Annotated in this window: 19 protein-coding genes; 15 read left to right on the top strand and 4 right to left on the bottom strand. The window is 66.0% G+C overall.

Going from position 1 to position 19275, the window contains the following annotated elements; all coding sequences use genetic code 11:
- Nucleotides 1-139: 139 nt before the first annotated feature.
- A complete protein-coding gene (gene apbC / locus SJH88_RS11675) occupies nucleotides 140-1234 on the bottom strand; it encodes an iron-sulfur cluster carrier protein ApbC (protein ID WP_043384166.1) in 1095 nt (364 codons plus the stop codon).
- 145 nt (nucleotides 1235-1379) lie between these two features.
- Here apbC and SJH88_RS11670 point away from each other — a divergent pair, with 145 nt between their 5' ends.
- The 9 genes from SJH88_RS11670 to soxZ all read left to right on the top strand — a co-directional run bounded on the left by SJH88_RS11670 (nucleotide 1380) and on the right by soxZ (nucleotide 10668).
- Entirely contained in the window at nucleotides 1380-1964 is a 585-nt protein-coding gene (locus tag SJH88_RS11670) for a restriction endonuclease (RefSeq protein ID WP_274754575.1), read from the top strand.
- Between the two features lie 165 nt (nucleotides 1965-2129).
- A complete protein-coding gene (gene metG, locus SJH88_RS11665; protein ID WP_274754583.1) occupies nucleotides 2130-4238 on the top strand; it encodes a methionine--tRNA ligase in 2109 nt (702 codons plus the stop codon).
- 66 nt (nucleotides 4239-4304) lie between these two features.
- Nucleotides 4305-4607 (top strand): hypothetical protein, encoded by a 303-nt coding sequence (locus tag SJH88_RS11660; RefSeq protein ID WP_274754574.1) that lies wholly within the window; start codon nucleotides 4305-4307, stop codon nucleotides 4605-4607.
- A 343-nt stretch (nucleotides 4608-4950) separates the two neighbouring features.
- Nucleotides 4951-5295, top strand: coding sequence for a c-type cytochrome (locus tag SJH88_RS11655; RefSeq protein ID WP_274754573.1), 345 nt, complete (start codon nucleotides 4951-4953; stop codon nucleotides 5293-5295).
- Nucleotides 5292-6569: an NAD(P)/FAD-dependent oxidoreductase gene (locus SJH88_RS11650; RefSeq protein WP_260674001.1), complete on the top strand. Its 1278-nt coding sequence runs from the start codon at nucleotides 5292-5294 to the stop codon at nucleotides 6567-6569. The genes SJH88_RS11655 and SJH88_RS11650 overlap by 4 nt, the downstream gene beginning before the upstream one ends.
- A gap of 394 nt (nucleotides 6570-6963) precedes the next feature.
- Nucleotides 6964-8007, top strand: coding sequence for a YeeE/YedE family protein (locus SJH88_RS11645; RefSeq protein ID WP_274754572.1), 1044 nt, complete (start codon nucleotides 6964-6966; stop codon nucleotides 8005-8007).
- Between the two features lie 378 nt (nucleotides 8008-8385).
- Nucleotides 8386-9726: an FAD-dependent oxidoreductase gene (locus tag SJH88_RS11640; protein ID WP_274754582.1), complete on the top strand. Its 1341-nt coding sequence runs from the start codon at nucleotides 8386-8388 to the stop codon at nucleotides 9724-9726.
- A 92-nt stretch (nucleotides 9727-9818) separates the two neighbouring features.
- Nucleotides 9819-10319: a thiosulfate oxidation carrier protein SoxY gene (locus SJH88_RS11635; protein WP_274754571.1), complete on the top strand. Its 501-nt coding sequence runs from the start codon at nucleotides 9819-9821 to the stop codon at nucleotides 10317-10319.
- A gap of 13 nt (nucleotides 10320-10332) precedes the next feature.
- On the top strand, nucleotides 10333-10668 hold the full coding sequence (gene soxZ / locus SJH88_RS11630) for a thiosulfate oxidation carrier complex protein SoxZ (protein ID WP_420921739.1): 336 nt from the start codon (nucleotides 10333-10335) through the stop codon (nucleotides 10666-10668).
- Between the two features lie 113 nt (nucleotides 10669-10781).
- On the opposite strand, the gene SJH88_RS11625 is transcribed toward soxZ, so the two are convergent.
- Both SJH88_RS11625 and bamE read right to left on the bottom strand, forming a co-directional pair.
- The gene (locus SJH88_RS11625) at nucleotides 10782-11444 is read right to left on the bottom strand and encodes a YitT family protein (protein ID WP_274754570.1); all 663 of its coding nucleotides are present in this window, start codon (nucleotides 11442-11444) and stop codon (nucleotides 10782-10784) included.
- A 204-nt stretch (nucleotides 11445-11648) separates the two neighbouring features.
- Nucleotides 11649-12152 carry an outer membrane protein assembly factor BamE domain-containing protein gene (gene bamE, locus SJH88_RS11620; RefSeq protein WP_274754569.1) on the bottom strand — a complete coding sequence of 168 codons (504 nt, stop codon included), beginning with the start codon at nucleotides 12150-12152 and terminating at the stop codon, nucleotides 11649-11651.
- Between the two features lie 47 nt (nucleotides 12153-12199).
- Here bamE and SJH88_RS11615 point away from each other — a divergent pair, with 47 nt between their 5' ends.
- Together SJH88_RS11615 and SJH88_RS11610 are read left to right on the top strand one after the other, a co-directional pair.
- On the top strand, nucleotides 12200-12403 hold the full coding sequence (locus SJH88_RS11615) for a DUF3460 family protein (RefSeq protein WP_274754568.1): 204 nt from the start codon (nucleotides 12200-12202) through the stop codon (nucleotides 12401-12403).
- Between the two features lie 145 nt (nucleotides 12404-12548).
- Nucleotides 12549-13400 (top strand): segregation and condensation protein A, encoded by an 852-nt coding sequence (locus SJH88_RS11610; protein ID WP_231499190.1) that lies wholly within the window; start codon nucleotides 12549-12551, stop codon nucleotides 13398-13400.
- A 480-nt stretch (nucleotides 13401-13880) separates the two neighbouring features.
- Here the strand turns inward: SJH88_RS11610 and SJH88_RS11605 are convergent, their stop codons facing one another.
- A complete protein-coding gene (locus SJH88_RS11605; protein ID WP_274754567.1) occupies nucleotides 13881-14075 on the bottom strand; it encodes a hypothetical protein in 195 nt (64 codons plus the stop codon).
- 189 nt (nucleotides 14076-14264) lie between these two features.
- Here SJH88_RS11605 and bioB point away from each other — a divergent pair, with 189 nt between their 5' ends.
- From bioB to SJH88_RS11585, 4 genes are all read left to right on the top strand, one after another.
- On the top strand, nucleotides 14265-15260 hold the full coding sequence (gene bioB, locus SJH88_RS11600; protein WP_274754580.1) for a biotin synthase BioB: 996 nt from the start codon (nucleotides 14265-14267) through the stop codon (nucleotides 15258-15260).
- 663 nt (nucleotides 15261-15923) lie between these two features.
- Nucleotides 15924-17255 carry an adenosylmethionine--8-amino-7-oxononanoate transaminase gene (gene bioA / locus SJH88_RS11595; protein WP_274754566.1) on the top strand — a complete coding sequence of 444 codons (1332 nt, stop codon included), beginning with the start codon at nucleotides 15924-15926 and terminating at the stop codon, nucleotides 17253-17255.
- A 564-nt stretch (nucleotides 17256-17819) separates the two neighbouring features.
- A complete protein-coding gene (gene bioD / locus SJH88_RS11590; RefSeq protein ID WP_274754565.1) occupies nucleotides 17820-18494 on the top strand; it encodes a dethiobiotin synthase in 675 nt (224 codons plus the stop codon).
- 79 nt (nucleotides 18495-18573) lie between these two features.
- Nucleotides 18574-19275 (top strand): aminotransferase class I/II-fold pyridoxal phosphate-dependent enzyme (locus SJH88_RS11585; RefSeq protein WP_274754564.1); only part of this gene is annotated, 702 nt, incomplete at its 3' end.

Genomic DNA, 19275 nt, shown 5'->3' with positions numbered 1-19275 from the left:
CGATCAAAAACAGCGCCCCAGGCGCTGCAGCAGACAAAACGCGCACAGCATGCCGGAAAAAAAGCGCCCCGGCTGAACCGGGGCGCTTTGCCTAAGTTTTAAGCAGGGCTTCCCGCCCGGCCGGCCACCTGCCGTGGCATCAGGTGTTCTTGCTGATGGTGATGGTGGGGAACTTGCTGGAGAAGTCCTTGGCCTTCTGCGCAATCTTCACGGCCACATCGCGCGCCAGCTTCTTGTAGATCAGCGCGGCTTCGCTGTCGGGCGCGGCCACCACGGTGGGCTTGCCACTGTCGGCCTGCTCACGGATGCTCATCGACAGGGGCAGCGAGCCCAGGAAGTCCATGTTCCACTCCGCCGCCAGGTGCTTGCCACCGTCCTGGCCGAAGATGTGCTCCACATGGCCGCAGTTCGTGCACACGTGCATGGCCATGTTCTCCACCAGGCCCAGGATGGGCACGCCCACCTTCTCGAACATCTTGATGCCCTTCTTGGCATCCAGCAGGGCGATGTCCTGGGGCGTGGTCACGATGACGGAGCCGGTCATGGGCACCTTCTGGCTCAGCGTCAGCTGGATGTCGCCCGTGCCGGGGGGCAGGTCGATCAGCAGGTAGTCCAGGTCCTTCCAGTTGGTGGAGCGCAGCATCTGCTCCAGCGCCTGCGTGGCCATGGGGCCGCGCCAGATCATGGCCTCGTTGGGGTTGTTCAGCAGCAGGCCGATGGACATCAGCTGCACGCCGTAGTTCTCCAGCGGCTCCATGGTCTTGCCGTCGCTGCTCTCGGGCTTGCCGCTGACGCCGAACATCATGGGCACGCTGGGACCGTAGATGTCGGCATCCAGCACGCCCACGCGGGCGCCTTCGGCGGCCAGGGCCAGCGCCAGGTTGGCCGTGGTCGTGCTCTTGCCCACACCGCCCTTGCCCGAGGCCACGGCGATGATGTTCTTCACACCCGGCAGCAGTTGCACGCCACGCTGCACGGCATGGGCCTGCACCTTGGTGCTGATGTTGACCGACACGTTCTCCACCCCCGGCAGCGTCTTGGCTGCGGCAATGAAGGCCTTGCGCAGCTCGGGAATCAGGCTCTTGGCGGGGTAACCCAGTTCCACGTCGAAGGCCACGTCGCCACCGCTGATCTGCACATTGCGCACAGAGCGGGTGCTGACGAAATCGGTGCCGGTGTGCGGATCGTTCACGCTGGCCAGGGCAGCCAGCAAGCTTGGTTCGGTCAGGGACATTGCTGTTTTGTACTTATGGATGGTGGGGTCTGAGAAAATCAGAAGACACTGAGTCTATCGGAGCCCCGCAACCCATATGGGCAGCGGGCTCTTGTTCCTGGGGCGCACCGGCGCCCGGTTTTCCCCCTTTGAAAGATCTGCCGCCATGAAATTCAAAATGGCCGAAAACTCCCTGTTCGCCATCCTGCTGCGCTCGCGCTGGTGGGTGAGCTTTACCGTCGGCGCGGGCTGGGCCCTGCTGGCGGCGGCCCTGGTGCCCCAGCCCTACAAGATGGTCGCCATCCTGGGGTCGCTGCCTTTCTGGGCCCTGGGCTTTGTGGCCTTTGTGCGCCAGTACGACCAGCCCACCCCGGCCCAGCAGCGCGCCCTGCTGGAGTCGGCCGCGCAGCAGAACTGGAACGAGTTTGCCCAGCACCTGGAACGTGCCTGGGCCACCGAGGGCTACAGCGTCGCGCGCTGCAAGGATGCGGCGGCCGACTTCGTGCTGCAGCGCAACGGCAAGACCACACTGGTGCTGGCCAAGCGCTGGAAGGCCGGCACCCATGGCGTCGAGCCGCTGCGCGCCCTGCACCAGGCCATGCCCGCGCACAACGCCCAGGAATGCGCCTATGTCTGCATCGCCCCGCTGCAGGACACGGCGCAGCGCTTTGCCGATGCGCAGCACATCGCCATCCTGCAGGGCCTGACCCTGGCCACGCTGCTGCAAAAGCCGCTGATGGCCCAGCCCTGAGGCCTGCGCAGGCGCGCCCCGGCCGGGGCGGCCCGCGCACGGCGCTGGGGGCATTCAGGGTCAAAATGCCATCCAGCCCTGACCCAGATTGCGCTGACAGCTATCAAAACCGTGAATCCGGGGCCATGCGCGCATTTACTGCACAGCGGTTTCAGGGCTTCTAGAATCGAAGGTTGCTTTTCACAGCCCAACGAGAAGGCTCCCATGTCCCAACGCAAGATTTTCGCCACCACCGCCCTGCCGTACGCCAACGGCAACTTCCACATCGGCCACATCATGGAATACATCCAGGCCGACACCTGGGTGCGTGCGCAGCGAATGCAGGGCCATGCGGTCAACTTCGTGGGTGCAGACGATGCCCACGGCGCGCCCATCATGATTGCCGCCGAGAAGGCCGGCAAGACGCCCCAGCAGTTCGTGGCCGACATCGCCGCCGGCCGCAAGCCCTACCTCGACGGCTTCCACATCGCCTTCGACAACTGGAGCAACACCGACAGCCCGGCCAACCACGCGCTGTCCCAGCAGATCTACCGCGACCTCAAGGCCGCCGGCTTCATCGAGACGCGCACCATCGAACAGTTCTTCGACCCCGAGAAGAACATGTTCCTGCCCGACCGCTTCATCAAGGGCGAATGCCCACGCTGCCACGCCAAGGACCAGTACGGCGACAACTGCGAAGTCTGCAGCTCGGTCTACGCCCCCACCGACCTGATCAACCCGTTCTCGGCCCTGTCCGGCGCCACGCCCGTGCTCAAGACCTCGGAGCACTTCTTCTTCAAGCTGTCCGACCCGCGCGCCGTGGCGTTCCTGACCGAGTGGACGCAGAACGGCCAGCATGTGCAGCCCGAGGTGGCCGCCAAGATCAAGGAATGGTTTGGTGTGCGCACCAACCCCGATGGCTCGACCAGCGAAGGCCTGGACGACTGGGACATCAGCCGCGACGCGCCCTACTTCGGCATCGAGATCCCCGACGCACCGGGCAAGTACTTCTATGTCTGGCTGGACGCGCCCGTGGGCTATCTGGCTTCGCTCAAGGAACTGCTGGACCGCCGCGGCGAGAACTTCGACGCCTACATGGCCGACCCCGAGCTGGAGCAGTACCACTTCATCGGCAAGGACATCATCACCTTCCACACGCTGTTCTGGCCGGCGATGCTGAAGTTCAGCGGCCGCAAGACGCCGACCAAGATCTGCGTGCACGGCTTCATGACCGTGAACAACGGCGAGAAGATGAGCAAGAGCCGTGGCACCGGCCTGGACCCGCTGAAGTACCTGGCCCTGAAAATGAACCCCGAGTGGCTGCGCTACTACCTGGGCGCCAAGCTCAACGGCAAGAACGAAGACATCGACTTCAACCCCGAAGACTTCATGCTGCGCGTGAATGCCGACCTGATCGGCAAGTACGTCAACATCGCCTCGCGCGCTGCCGGCTTCATCAGCAAGCGCTTTGACGGCAAGCTGGGTGCGGTCAGCGCAGACGGCCAGGCCCTGCTGGCCGCGCTGCGCGATGCCAAAGACGGCATCGTGGCCTCCTACGAAGCCCGCGACACGGCCCGCGCCGCACGCGACATCATGGCCCTGTGCGACAAGGTCAACAGCTACGTCGACGCCAACAAGCCCTGGGAACTGGCCAAGCAGGAAGGCATGGACGCCCGCCTGCAGGACGTGTGCTCCACCTGCATCGAGGCCTTCCGCCTGCTGACGGTTTACCTCAAGCCCATGCTGCCCGCCGTGGCCGAACAGGTGGAAGCCTTCCTGAGCGTGCAACCCCTGCAGTTTGCCGACGCCGACCGCCTGCTGGGTGCCGGCCATGGCATCGGCAAGTACGAACACCTGATGCAGCGCGTGGTGGTGGAGCAGCTGGACGCCCTGTTCGAGCCGCCCGCCGCCCCTGTGGTCGAGGCCGTGAAGCCCGGTGGCGAAGAGATTGCCCCCACCATCACCATCGACGACTTTGCCAAGATCGACCTACGCATTGCCAAAATCGTCGAATGCAAGCCCGTGGAAGGCTCGACCAAGCTGCTGCAGCTGACGCTGGACGCCGGCGAAGGCAAGACACGCAATGTGTTCAGCGGCATCGCCAGCATGTACCAGCCCGAGCAGCTGCAGGGCAAGCTGACCGTACTGGTGGCCAACCTGGCGCCGCGCAAGATGAAGTTCGGCATCAGCGAAGGCATGGTGCTGGCCGCCAGCCACGCCGATGAAAAGGCCCACCCCGGCATCTATGTGCTGGAGCCTTTCCCCGGCGCCACGCCCGGCATGCGCATCGGCTGATGGCCCGCACCCTGCAGGGCGCTGACACTGCGCCCAGGGCCCAGCGATGAGGCCGCCGACATGGTGATGGACTCACCTCGCCAGCCTCCACGGCCCCGTGCCCTGGGGGCTTTTCTTGGTCTGTGCAGCCTGGTACTGCTGCCCGGCTGCACCGTGGTGGCAGTGACGGCCACTGCGGTCAGCGTGACCGCGACGGCGGTGGGACTGGCCGCCGATGTGGCCGTGGGCACGGCCAAGGTGGTGGGCCACGGTGTGGGCGCCGCGGTGGATGCACTGTCCGAGGACGGAGCCCACGCACAGCCCCCTGCGACTCCCGCCCCCGCAGGCCTGGTGCCGCCCGTCGCTCCACCATCTCCACTGGGAAATTAAGACATCGCGTAACGCGACATCCATTTCATTCGCCCGGCAACACCGATCCACATAAAAAAGCCGTAAAACGCCTGCTGAATAAGCGTCGACAGCTCACCTTTTTAGGAACAAGCCTGCACGCGCGCTTACCGCCCTGTGCTGCGCCCGGGGGACGATGGGCGGCATATATGCACAGCGCAGAAACTTCTAACCCATCGTTGCAAGCTGTTACCTAGAATCCGCCGCTCTTGACCGTTGTTCCTGTGTGCAGGGCCACGGCGGTTGTTGTTGACACACATAGCACGTCCCCCACCTGCCCCACGAATGCAGCGCGGAGACTGGCTCAAGCCCCACAGGAGACTGCATGCCTCTGTCACTTCCCCTGCGACCAGCCTTGCTGGCCCTGGCGCTGACAACGCCTTTCGCGGCCATGGCCGCCTCACCCACGCCCCCCGCTGCGGGCCCCAGCGTGCAGGACATCTCGGTCATCGCCGGCACCTGCGCCAACTGCCATGGCCCCAACGGCCAGTCCACGGGTGGCATCCCCACGCTGCGCGGTGTGGGTGAACGCCACCTGCTGCTGCGCCTGCAGGCCTTCAAGGCCGGCACCGCCGCCGACGCCACGGTCATGACCCGCCTGATGAAGGGCTATGACGACGCACAAATCCAGGCGCTGGCCGAATGGTTCAGCAAGGAGGCCCAGCAATGACTGTGAATCGCCGTACTGTTTTGGGCAGCGCCATGGCCGGTGCCGCCACGCTGGCCCTGCCCTCCATCGTGCAGGCCAAGGCCGGCTCCGCCCACGTGGTGGTGGTCGGTGGCGGCTTTGGGGGCGCCACCGCAGCGCGTTACCTGAAGCAGCGCGCCCCCCAGGTGCGCGTGACCCTGGTCGAGCCCGCCGAACGCTTCTACACCTGCCCGTTCTCCAACCTGTACCTGGCTGGCCTGCGCTCGTTCGAGAGCATTGGCCACGGCTATGACGGCCTGCGCAAGGCCGGCGTGGAGGTGGTCCACGCCCGTGCCGACGATGTGGACACCGCAGCACGCAGCGTCAAGCTGTCGAATGGCAAGACCCTGCGCTACGACAAGCTGGTGCTGTCCCCCGGCGTGGACATGCGCTGGGGCGCGCTGGAAGGCTATGACGAAGCCGCCGCGCAGCTGGCGCCGCACGCCTGGAAGGCCGGCACCCAGACGCAGCTGCTGCGCCAGCAGATGGAAGCCATGGAAGACGGCGGCACCTTTGTGATGGTGATTCCGGCCAACCCCTTCCGCTGCCCGCCCGGCCCCTACGAGCGCGCGGCCATGGTGGCCCACTATTTCAAGCAGCACAAGCCGAAGAGCAAGATCCTGCTGCTGGACAACAAGGACGCCTTCTCCAAGCAGGGCCTGTTCCTGCAGGGCTACAAGGCGCTGTACGGCGACATGATCGAATGGGTCAAGCAGTCGGACGACGGCCAGGTCGTGCGGGTGGATGCCAAGCAGCGCGTGGTGGAGACCGCCTTCGGCACCAAGCACCAGGCCAGCGTGCTGAACGTCATCCCGCCGCAGAAGGCCGGCTTCATCGCCGACCGCGCTGGGGTCACGGATGCCAGCGGCTGGGTGCCGATCCAGCCCGACAGCTTCGCGTCCACCCTGGTGAAGGACGTCTATGTGCTGGGCGATGCCACCCAGGCCGCGCCCATGCCCAAGTCGGGCTTTGCCGCCAACACCCAGGGCAAGGTGGCTGCCGCCGCGATTGCGGCCGAGCTGACCGGACAGCCCCAGCCCCAGGCGGCCTTCGCCAACACCTGCTACAGCCTGATCGGCACGGACTACGGCATCTCGGTGGCGGGCGTGTACCGCAGCGAGGCCGGCAAGCTGATCGAGGTGCCTGGCTCCGGTGGCGTCAGCCCAGCCAATGCCGATGCGGGCTTCCGCAAGGCCGAGGCCGTCTACGGCGCGGCCTGGTACAAGGCCATCAGCACGGACATCTGGGACCGCTGATGGCGACGCCCCTGGGGCGCTGCCCGCCCCCTTGGCGCACCACCCTGGGTGTGGCGGGAAAGGGGATGTCGGGTGCCGCTGCGGGGCAGCCCTGGCTTGCTGGCCCTGGTGGCCGGGGGCGCGATCCAGGGCAACCGCAGGGGGCATCCCCCTGCCGTGCGGGCCTGAGAATCTGAGCATTCAGGCCCCTACCATGCCAAGGAGCGCAGTGCGCGCTCCTTTTTTTATGGGCTGGGCCGCCCGATGGCGCCCGGGTCGGACGGGCTGGCGCAGGACTGCGCCAACCACGGGCCTCCCCGCATGGCACCGGGGGATTGCTTGTCCGCCCCTGGCATGCGTGGCTTCTGCCTGGTGTCCCGCTTGGTTTAGCATGCGCGCTGCTTGAGGAATTGCTATGTTGTTGTGGTTGACCTTTTTCCTGGGCGTGGCCTTTGGTGTCGCCGCGCGCCTGGGGCGTTTCTGCCTGTTGCGCGGCCTGCGCCAGAGCCTGGGGCTGGATGGCGCCGAGCCCCGCGGCAGCGCGCCGGCGCTGCAGGCGTTCGCCCTGGCCGTGGCCGTGGCCCTGCTGGCCTCGCAGGGCCTGCAGTGGGCCGGCCTGGTGGACCTGGGCAACGCCCAGATCGTGCGGCCCAACTTCTCCATCGCCGGGGTGTTCTTCGGTGGCGCCGTGTTTGCGCTGGGCATGGTGCTGGCCAATGCATGCGGTGCGCGCTCGCTGGTGCTGCTGGCCGGCGGCAACCTGCGCGCCCTCGTGACCGTGGTGTTTCTGGCCCTGGGCGCGCAGGCCAGCTCCACCGGCATCCTGGTGCCGCTGCGCCAGTGGTTCCAGGGCCTGGCGCCCACCGCCGCCGAACATGCCACCGTGTCCCATGCCTTGCAGGCCCAGGGCTGGTCTGCCGGCGCCATCTATGCGCTGCTTGCTATCGTTCCTGCACTGCTGCTGATGGCCTATGCCCTGTACCGCCCGGCCTTGCGCCACAGCCCGTTGCAAGCGCTGTCGGCCCTGGTGATCGGCGCCCTGGTGGCCGTGGGCTGGTGGATCAGCGCCACGGTCGGCGTCGACCCCTTCGATCCGGCCCGGCTGACCTCGTTGAGCTTCATCTCTCCCATCGCAGAGACGCTGCTGTATGTGCAGGTGGCCGTGGGCCGCGAGTTCGATGCCGCCTCGGCCATGGTGCTGGGCGTGCTGGTGGGTGCAGGGGCCGCGGCCCTGGCCAGCCGCACCGCACGCTGGGAAGGGTTCAACAGCCCCGCCCAGCTGGCCCGGAGCGCCATCGGCGGCTGGCTGATGGGCTTTGGCGGCCTGCTGGCCGCAGGCTGCTCGATCGGCCAGGGGCTGACCGGCATCACCACCCTGGCCTGGGCCACCGGGCCGGCCGTGGCCGGCATCGTGCTGGGCAGCGTCCTGTGCCTGCAACTGTGGGGCCGGCGCACTTGACCGAGCGCACCAGTTGCAATTGGTAGCTTTTTGCCCCCCTGGTCTAGAATCGCGCCCCAGACAGCTCTGCTTGTGCCGCGTGACGGCTGAGAGGGATTTACCCATCCTTGCCCGCAAGTACCTGGTTGCCCCAGTGCTTGCGCCCAACGCTCAAGCCTGCGCCCTGAGTTTCGTTGACGCAATGGATGTGGCTCCTGCCACGCCAGGAGCCTGAACACTGCCCGCCGCCCCGTGTTGTTGCACCAGCATGGTCATCCGGCATGGTCCTGCCCTGTTCCCTTTGCAATCTGGTCGCCGCAAGCCCTGCGGCGGCACCTGCATGCACCGGCCTGTCGATTGGATTGACCCGATTTCCCACCCCAAGGAGGAACCATGACCCTGCAACGACGCCACTTTCTGATGACCCCGCCCGCGATGGCCCTGGGGGCCGCTGCGGCGGCCGTGCCCATCGCCACGCTGGCCGCCCCGACCATCATGACGCCCCAGTCGCGCATCCTGCCGCGCGAAGGCAAGGGCCCGCGCATCGTGATCTGCGGCGGCGGCTGGGGGGGCATGACGGCCGCGCGCTACCTGCGCGAGCTGATCCCCAACTCCGACGTGGTGCTGCTGGAGCGCAACCCCACGTTCTGGTCCGGCCCCATGAGCAACAAGTGGCTGATCGACATCGTGAACACCGATTTCGTGAACCGCGACATGCTGCACTCCGCCAACAAGTACGGCTACAAGCTGCTGCAGACCGAGGTCACCGGCTTCGAGCGCGACAAGAAGCTGGTGCGCACCGCCCACGGCCTGATCGAGTACGACTTCCTGATCCTGTCCGGCGGCATCCGCAACGACTACGAAGCCTGGTTCGGCAACGACCAGAAGGCCATCGACTACACGCGCAAGCACTTTCCCAACGCCTACATCCCCAACCAGGAGATGCTGGCACTCAAGAGCAAGGTCAAGAACTTCAAGGGTGGCACCCTGGTCATGACCCTGCCCCCGCCACCGCACCGCTGCCCGCCCTCGCCCTACGAGCGCGCCTGCCTGATCGCCTGGCACATCAAGAAGCACAAGATCCCCGGCAAGATCCTGATCCTGGACCCCAAGCCCAAGATCGCGCCCATCGGCGTGGGCTACAAGCAGGCCTTCGACGAGCTGTACGCAGACATCATCACCCACGTGCCCAACGCCCGCGTGCAGGAGGTCGACCCCTTCAACAAGCGCATCAAGACGGCGGCCGGCGAGTTCCAGTTCGACGACGCCATCCTCATGCCGCCCCACCAGGCCGCCGAGATGGTGTGGTGGGCCGACCTGATCGGCAAGACCCCCGACGGCAAGCCCACGGGCTGGGCCGACATGAACGTGCGCTACTTCACCGCCAACAGCGACGACCGCGTGTACTTCGTGGGCGACCTGATGGGGGCCATCTCGCCCCAGTTCGGCCACTACCCCAAGAGCGCCCACGTGGCCAACTACATCGGTAAGATCGTGGCCAAGAACATCGCCCAGCGCGTGGCCGGCCAGGAGGTCACCCCGCTGCTGCCCGACAACCTGTGCTACATGATGGTCAATGGCGACCCACAGGAAGAAATCTCGGTGAAGTTCGAATACGAAGTGGACGCCAACGGCCAGGTCAACCAGACCCAGATCGACATGGACGTGCGCACGCCCGATCTGGTCAAGGAAGACTTTGCCTGGATCAACGGCAAGTTCAGCGACTTCCTCGGCATCTGAGCGCAGCGCGCCCTCCACCCTGCGGCCCCGGCCGGACGGTGGAGGCCCGCGACAGCCCCCACGCACCCTCCAGATCGTCTCCCCGCACTGATATGAAACCTGCACCTTCCCTGACCCGCCGCCACCTGGTGGCCGGCGCCGCCGCCGCAGGGGCCAGCCTGGCCCTGCCCGGTGCGGCACTGGCCCAAGCCACGGCGAAAACGCCGCTGGTCGGCCCCCTGGCCCCCAACCCCGTGGAATTCAAGAAAACCATGGAGCAGTTCATCGGCAGCGCCACGCCGCAGGCCGAAGGGCTGCAGCTGGACGTGCCGGTACTGGCCGACAACCCCAGCGCCGTGCCCGTCAAGGCCAAGGTCACCCTGCCGATCACCGAGCAGGACTGGTGCGAGGAGCTGATGGTGGTGGCCGAGCTCAACCCCATCCCGCTGGCCTGCCGCATGCAGTTCACCGCCGACACCGGCACAGCCGAGGCGGCCGTGCGCATCCGCCTGAGCCAGTCGCAGACCGTGCACGTGCTGGCGCGCATGAAGAGCGGCAAGGTCCTGGCGGCCAAGCAGGCCGTCACCGTGGCCGCCAGCGGCTGCGGCATGTGAAAGGAGCCACACCATGAGCATGAACAAACCGGCCCGCGTCTGGGTCAGCAATGAAAAGCCCAAGGCCGGCGACATCCTGCGCGTGCGCGCGCAGATGGAGCACGTCATGGAAACCGGCCTACGCGTCGACCCCTCCACCGGCAAGCCCCGCCCGCGCCACATCCTCAGCCACTTCGAGGCCAAGCTCGGCGGCAAGCTGATCTTCACCTGGGCCCCCGGCACCTCCATCGCCCAGAACCCCTATATCGAGTTCACCTTCAAGGCACGCCACAGCGGCGAGCTGACCATGTTCTGGAAGGACGACCAGGGCGCCACGCTGACGGCCAGCAAGACCATCACGGTGGGCTGAGCGCATCGCAGCCCACCCAGCCCAAGACAAAGCCCCGCAGATGTTGCGCCTGCGGGGCTTTTATGTATCAAATAGCCTTCCAGCCCTTATCTGTATTGCGCTATCAGCTCTCTTTATTGACCGGCATAACGCCCGGGGCGGTGGCTGACGGCCAGAAAAATCCCCATCACCACGGCGGCCAGCACCGACCAGGCCACGCGCTCGAAGGGCACCACCCACAGCGCCAGGGCCACCACCACGCAGTCGATGGCCATCTGCACCTTGCCCGCCGGGATGCCCCAGCGGTCCTGCGCATACAGCGAGACGATGGTGGCGCCCCCCAGGCTGGAGCGGTGCCGCGCCAGGAACAGCACGCCGGTGCCCATCAGCAGCCCACCCGCAATCGCCGCAAAGGCGGGGTGCAGGTAATCGATGTGGATGAACTGCGGACCGAACTCGGTGATCACCGACAGCAGGGCCACCGACAGAAAGGTCTTGACCGTGAATTCCCGGCCCACGTACTTCCACGCGAACCAGTAGAACGGGATATTGATCAGGAAGTAGATGCCGCCGAAGGACACGCCCGTGGCGTAGTGCAGCACGAAGGCCAGACCGGCGGTGCTGCCCGTCAGCAGCCCGGCCTGGGCATACATCATCATGGCGATGCCAACGAACAGCGAGCCCGAGAACAGGGCCTGGGCATCTTCATAGCGGCCGTGCCGGGCGACCTGGACAGGGGCAGAGGCTGGCGCACTTAGCGCAGGCTCGGAAACGGGCGAAGTGGTGGTGGTGCTCATGGCGGGTACCGTTTTTCTGGGGAGCCGGCTTGTGGCCGCCCCGCATACATCAATGCTGCAATCAAGCAAGAAATGCGCCACCCGGATTCGACCCAGGGGTGCAGGACTCACAACGCAGCACCGGGTCCCGGCGCTGACAGGTATTTTGCTGCAACGCAACAATTAGAGCATTTTCCGGTCCTGCGCGCCATCGCCCGCCTGGGCTCAGCGGTCGCCTTGCTGCTGCTTGATGCGGCTGCCGCTCTTCTTCACGGAGCCATTCGCACCAAAAGTGACCGTGAACTCCATCTCCTGGTTGGGCGGGTCGATCCAGTTCCAGTCCCAGTCGGTCTCCTGCTTGCGCTCGTAGGTCATGCGCTGGGCCGGCTTGCCCAGCAAACGCCGCACCTGCTCCTGCGTCATCCCGGGCTGCACCTGCTCGAACACATGCGGGGTCAGCACCTGGCGCAGGGCCGTCATCACGCCATCGGGGCCGATGGTGATCATGTAGTTGCGGTGCCCCATGGGCTGGCGGGGGTACTCGAAGGTGCGCGAACCATCGGTTTCAGGCCAGATGGTTTCGGGTTCGCCAAAGGCCTTGCGCACGTCGACCTCCGTGGACAGCCCCTCTTCCAGCGTGTCGATCTTCTGCTGGTCACAGCCCACCAGGGTCAGCACACAGGTGGCCACCGCTGCCACGGTGGCCGTCAGACGGTTGAAAAAGTTCATGGACAGTGGTCCCGGTAGAATCCTTGATCCAGAGAGGTTACCAGTCCATGTCCATTTTTGCCCGTCCCCACTACACATCCGAAGTCACCGATTTCATCAACCAGATGAAAAAGGACAAGCCCCAGCTGGAAGCCCTGCAACTGGCCGGCCGCGCCCTGCTGTGGGACAAGCAGGTGAACTACGAAGTGCAAGCCGACTCCGAGCAAGCCCGTGTGGCCCAGCAGCCCTACGTCTACCAGACCCACAACTGAAAGCACTTTGTCCGTGTTTTCATGGCCCGGCCCTTCCCCAGCAAGCGCCGGGCGCTCTTGTTGTTGAATCCGCATGAGCGATAGCGCCCCCGACACCGCACCTGCCGAGCTGCCTGCCACGGCGGCATCGGCCAACGCCGACCTGATGCCCGACGTGGTCGATCAGGTGGCTTTGGCGCGCCTGTACGGGGAGCCGCTGTTCAAGCTCCCGAACGACCTCTACATCCCGCCGGATGCGCTGGAGGTGTTCCTGGAAGCGTTCGAAGGCCCGCTGGACTTGCTGCTGTACCTGATCCGCAAGCAGAACTTCAACATCCTCGACATTCCCATGCTGGCGGTGACCCAGCAGTACCTGCGGTATGTGGACGAGATCCGCAACCGCAACCTGGAGCTGGCGGCCGAGTACCTGCTGATGGCGGCCATGCTCATCGAGATCAAGTCGCGCATGCTGCTGCCGCCCAAGAAGAAAGAGGGCGAGGAAGAAGCCGAAGACCCGCGCGCCGAGCTGGTGCGCCGTCTGCTCGAGTACGAGAAGATGAAGCTGGCCGCGCAGCAGATCAGCACCCTGCCGCAGTACGGGCGCGATTTCCTCAAGGCCCAGGTGCACATCGAGCAAAGCCTGCAGCCCCGCTTTCCCGATGTGGCGGTGGGCGAGCTGCAAGCCGCCTGGCGCGACATCCTCAAGCGCGCCAAGCTGGTCCAGCACCACCGCATCACGCGCGAAGAGCTGTCGGTGCGCGAGTACATGAGCCAGATCCTCAAACAGCTGCAAGGCCAGCGCTTTGTGGAGTTCGAGCGCATCTTCGACCCCAGCAAGGGCAGCACCGTGCTGGTCGTCACCTTCATTGCCCTGCTGGAGCTGGGCAAGGAAACCCTGATCGAAATCACCCAGGCCGAGGCCTACGCCCCCATCTACGTGCGCCTGGCCTACCGCCCAGCCGCAACGACCGCCAGCGCCCCGCTGGAACTCGAAGAAGAGCTGTACGAGCGCGACTGAGGGCGAGCAAGCGCGAAAGGCGAGGCACTGGCCCGCGCAGCGCTCCGTCGGGCATCGCCAACCCCGCCGCCTCCGCAAGACGGCCACCGCCCCCTTCCACCCGAACACCGTTGCACGCTGCGCACGGCCACCAGGGCCACCGGCTTGCCCCACGGTTCACCGTGCACTCCGGCACAGGCATCACCACACCACCTAGTTGCAGGGAAGACTAGGCCGGACTGGACACACCCTCCACCGTGCCCTACTACGGCTCCGCTGACGGCGCCATACCCGCCACCACCCCACAAGACCGCAAGGCCTTGTCGACCTGATGACGCACACCAGGCATCTATCTGTTCCACGCAGTCACCATCCAAACAGGCGGCACACCCTGCAAAGACTACGCATTCCGCTATGGTTTTTGAAACCCCAGCACCACACCGCCATTCCCCTTTAATTCACTCAACTTTTAACCACTGTTTTTCAGGGGCTGCAGTTTTTTCATTTCACCATACAAAATATTTTGGATTTTTTGCCAAAAACCGTAACTACCGCGAATTCATACCGATAAATGCCGTCTTTTTGCAGCAATTGATGCAACTGCGGCCCGTCCACTCCCTGCAATTGAGCGCCAATCGCTGCACGTTGCACACAAAAGCCAAAGCCCGCTGACAACACCCCTGCAAAACCAGCCAACTTCCTTTATTCAACCGCCAAAATTAACCCAACCCACAGCATCTCCTGCCAAACCCAGCCACCAACTTTTCGCTGCGGACAATCGATTTTTTGTGCTGACAATGAATGGCATCCCTGCTTGCAGGCTTTTCGAGGAACCATTCCATGTCCCACCCCAGCGAGACTTGCGCCCCCCCTGTGGCCCAGCCCATGCACTGGCACCAGCCTGCCGCCCCCGTCACCGACAGCGGTCACCAGCGCTGGTCGGTCGAGGCCGTCCAGCAACTGCTGGACCTGCCCTTCATGGAGCTGCTGTACCGCGCCCAGACCGTGCACCGCCAGCACTGGCCCGATGGCGAGATCGAGCTGGCCACGCTGCTGTCGGTCAAGACCGGCGGTTGCCCCGAGAACTGCGGCTACTGCCCGCAGGCGGCCGAGTTCGACACGGGCGTGAAGGCCGAAAAGCTGATGAGCGTGGAGGAAGTCACCCGCGCCGCCAAGGCCGCGCAGGATGCCGGTGCCACCCGCTTTTGCATGGGCGCCGCCTGGCGTGCGCCCAAGGACCGCGACATCGAGAAGATGAACGAACTGATCGCTGCCGTGAAAGGCCTGGGCCTGCAGACCTGCGCCACGCTGGGCATGCTGCAACCCCACCAGGCCCAGTCGCTGCGCGAGGCCGGACTGGACTACTACAACCACAACCTGGACACGGCGCCCGAGTACTACCAGGACGTGGTCAGCACCCGCCAGTACCAGGACCGCCTGGACACCCTGGCCGCCGTGCGCGGCGCCGGCATCAGCGTGTGCTGCGGCGGCATCATCGGTATGGGCGAAGCGCCGGTGCACCGCGCCGGGCTGATCGCGCAGCTGGCCAATCTGAATCCCTACCCCGAGTCCGTGCCCATCAACAGCCTGGTGCGCGTCCCCGGCACGCCGCTGGCCGACAGCGAACCGGTGGACCCGCTGGACTTCGTGCGCGTGATTGCCGTGGCCCGCATCACCATGCCCACCGCGCGGGTGCGCCTGTCGGCTGGCCGCCAGCAACTGGGCGAAGCCGTGCAGACGCTGTGCTTCATGGCCGGCGCCAACTCCATCTTCTACGGCGACAAGCTGCTGGTGACGGGCAACCCCGATGTGGAGGCTGACACCACGTTGCTGCGCAAGCTGGGGCTGCAGGGGTTGAAGACCACCACCAGCGCGGAATGAAGCTTTTCAAAAGATGAGCTGATAGCGCTTGATAAGTCTGGTTCTGGTGGTGATTTAGCTTGTTTTGGCTACAGCGATGTATCCAAGGACAGAGGCCGGGAGTTCGCCCCGGCGGGCGACCTCCTTTCATTGTCTCGCCAAATGAAAGGAGGCAAGCAAAAGCGACTCTGCCAAGTGCTTCGCCGTGGAACTCGCTGCGCGCTGGCAGCGCTGCGCTCAGACAGCCACGGCAAGTCAGGTGGCGGATGGCATGCCTGTCTCGCAGCAAAGCTGCGGCAGGCCTGCGAAGCACCAGCGCTGTGCTCCAGCATGCACGAGTGAAAAGGCAACGCGCCAAAGTGCGCGCGCAAGCGTCGCGCACCTCAAGGAGGTCCTTCTGATTTCCGGCGGCTGTATGAGCGTAGCGCCATAGGCGCGCAGCGAGCTCCGCCGGACAGCCGTCGGCAGACGCGCTTCTTTGGTGACTTTCTTGTCGCGGACAAGAAAGTCACTCGGCCGCCGGGGCGAAATCCCGGCCTCCGTCGACAAACCCCACAAAGTGTTCTCAAAAGTTCAAGGCCATTCAGCCAACCACCCCAATCCCAGCCAGCACCAACCGCTCTACTTTTTTAACAACCCAGCGGCTGAAGCATGTCTCTCGCAACGCGTTCAGGAGTTATTGCGATGACCCCCTCTGACCTCGCCACCCGCAGCCTCGCGGCCGTCTGGCACCCCTGCACCCCGATGAAACGGCACGAGACCGAGCCCCTGCTGGCCGTGGCACGTGCACAGGGGCCGTGGCTGTATGACACCGCAGGCCGCCGTTACCTGGATGCCATCAGCTCCTGGTGGGTCAACCTGTTCGGCCACAGCCACCCACACATCCGTGCCGCACTGACCGATCAGCTGCAGCAGCTGGACCACGTCATGCTGGCCGGTTGCACCCACGCGGCCGTGGTCGAGCTGTCGGAAAAGCTGGCCGCACTGACCGGCTTGGGCCACGCCAGCTATGGCAGCGATGGCGCGTCGGCCACCGAAATGGCGCTCAAGATGAGCACCCACTACTGGCGCAACGTCGGCCGGCCCGAAAAGAACGCCTTTGTCGGCCTGGCCGGGGGCTACCACGGCGAGACCGTGGGGGCGCTGTCCGTCACCGACGTGCCCATCTTCCGCAGCGCCTATGCGCCCCTGGTGCGCCTGTCCGCCACCGTGCCCAGCCCCGATGCGCGTGCCGCCCAGCCCGGTGAAACCGCTGCCGACGTGGCCCACCGCGCCGCTGCGGCGCTGGAGGCCTGGCTGCAGCAGCACCACGCACAGACCGCCGCGCTGATCGTGGAGCCGCTGATCCAGTGCGCCGCCGGCATGGCGATGTACGACCCTGCCTACCTGCGCCAGGCACGCGCGCTGTGCGACCGCTACCAGGTGCACCTGGTGGTCGACGAGATCGCCACCGGCTTTGGCCGCACGGGCAGCCTGTTTGCCCACCAGCAGGCCGGCATCACGCCGGATTTCATCTGCCTGTCCAAGGGACTGACCGGCGGCACCCTGCCGCTGTCGGCGGTGCTGACCACGGACGCCGTGTACCAGGCCTTCTACGGCACCGAGGCGGCGCGGGCCTTTCTGCACTCGCACTCCTACACCGGCAACCCGCTGGCCTGCCGCGCCGCGCTGGCCACACTGGAGCTGTTCGAGCAGCTCGACACCCTGCAGGCCAACCGCGCGCTGGCGGCGCAGCTGACCACCGCCTTCGCCCCGCTCAACACCCACCCGCGCGTGCGCCACGCCCGCCAGATGGGCATGGTCTGGGCCTGGGATGTAGAGACGGCGCTGCCCGACTTTGCCCAGCGCTACCACGCCGCCGCGCGCACCCGCGGGTTGCTGCTGCGGCCCATCGGCCACACGCTGTACTGCATGCCGCCGTATGTGCTGGATGCCGACGAGGTGCAGCACCTGGCAACCCAGGCGCTGGCAGCGCTGGAGGACTGCTTGCTGCAAGAAGCAGAGCTTTCAGCGTAGTTGCATCAAGCGCTAGAGGCCTAAACGATGCATAAGCATTCGGCTTGGATACGGTGGCTTGGCAAACAGCTTGTCGTGTTGCAGGACAGAGGCCGGGGGTTCGCCCCGGCGGGCGAGTGCCTTTCTGGTGGCGCCCAGAAAGGAACCCAAGATGCGCTTAGCGATACCTGCCGTGGAACTCGCTGCGCGCTGGTGCGCTGCGCTCAGGCAGCCACGGCAAGTCAGGGACTGGATGGCAGCCCGGTCTCGCAGCGCTGCTGCGGCAGGTCTGCAGGGAGAACCAGCACCGCGATGCAGCATGCACAAGTGAAGCAGCACAGCGCCTCCCTTGCGCGCGCAGGCGTCGCGCACTGCCTGGAAGTCCTTCTGATTTCCGGCGGCTGTGTGAGCGTAGCGCCACAGGCGCGCAGCGAGTTCCGCCGGACAGCCGTCGGCAGACGCGCTTCTTTGGTGACTTTCTTGTCGCGGACAAGAAAGTCACTCGGCCGCCGGGGCGAACTCCCGGCCTCTGCCGTCAAATCAACCACATCCCACCTAAAAAAACACTGATCAGGAGCCCCAACCATGATTGCCTGCTTTGTCACCGGCACCGACACTGGCGTCGGCAAAACCCTGTCCAGCTGCGCCCTGCTGCACGCCCTGGCGCGGCACCACCGCCGGGTGGTGGGCATGAAACCGGTGGCGTCCGGGGCCGAGCCGGATGGCCGGGGCGGCTGGGCCAACGAGGACAGCCTGGCGCTGCGCGCGGCCTCCACCCTGGTGGTGCCGCCGCAGCTCGACAACCCGGTGCTGCTGCCCGACCCGGTCTCGCCCCACATCGCTGCCGACCGTGCGGGCGTCACCGTGCAGCTGGCGCCCATCCTGCAGGCCTACCAGCAGCTGGCGGCCCAGGCCGATGCCGTGGTGGTGGAAGGCGCAGGCGGCTGGCAGGTGCCGCTGTCCCCCCGCCTGCGCATCGCCGATCTGGCCGTGGCCCTGCAGTTGCCGGTGGTGCTGGTGGTGGGCCTGCGGCTGGGCTGCATCAACCACGCCCTGCTGACGGCCGATGCCATCCGCGCCAGCGGGCTGCCGCTGGCGGGCTGGATCGCCAGCCGCGTCGATCCGCAGATGCGCGAACCCGAGGCCAACCTGGCCTACCTGCGCCAGCACCTGGGTGCACCGCTGCTGGCCGACATTCCCTGGCAAGCGCAGCCCGATGCGCGCGCCGTCCCCGTCCAACTGCCCCTCGCGTGGCAATAACCCCGCCCTCCCACACCCTCCACGGCGTGTGGTCGCCGTGCCCCCAAGGGGCAGCGGCTGCTCGAAAGGACTCCCAGCCATGAACACCCTCTCTCCCACCTCCTGGCTGCAGGCCCTGCCCCGGCAGCTGGCGGCGCTGGATGCCCAGCAACTGCGCCGCACCCGCCGCACCGTGGCGCCGCAGCAGGGTGCGCACATCACCGTCAACGGCCAGCCCATGCTGCAGTTCTGCAGCAACGACTACCTGGGCCTGGCCCTGCACCCGGCACTGATCGAGGCCGCGCGCGATGCGGCGCTGCACTTTGGCGTGGGCTCGGGCGGCTCGCCCATGGTCAGCGGCCACAGCACGGCGAATGCGGCGCTGGAGCAGGAGTTGGCGCAGTTCCTGCAGCTGCCGCGTGCGCTGTACTTCTATGCCGGCTTTGCCACCAATGCCAGCGTCATTCCGGCCCTGGTCGGTGCGGGTGATGGCATTTTTTCGGACGCACTGAACCACGCCAGCCTGATCGACGGCTGCCGCCTGTCGCGCGCCAGCATCCAGCGTTACCCGCATGGCGACCTGGCCGCCCTGGAGGCCCTGCTGGCGGCCAGCCCCTGCGCCCGCAAGCTGGTGGTCAGCGATGCCGTGTTCAGCATGGATGGCGATGTGGCCGACATCCCCGGCCTGCTGGCCCTGTGCGAACGCTACGACGCCCTGCTGATGCTGGACGACGCGCACGGCCTGGGCATCCGCGGCCCGCAAGGCCGGGGCAGCCTGGCCGCCGCGGGACTGACGGGCGCC

This window comes from Comamonas sp. GCA5 (assembly GCF_036541385.1).
Classification (GTDB): domain Bacteria; phylum Pseudomonadota; class Gammaproteobacteria; order Burkholderiales; family Burkholderiaceae_C; genus Comamonas; species Comamonas aquatica.
This window is presented reverse-complemented; position numbering and strand designations above follow the sequence as displayed.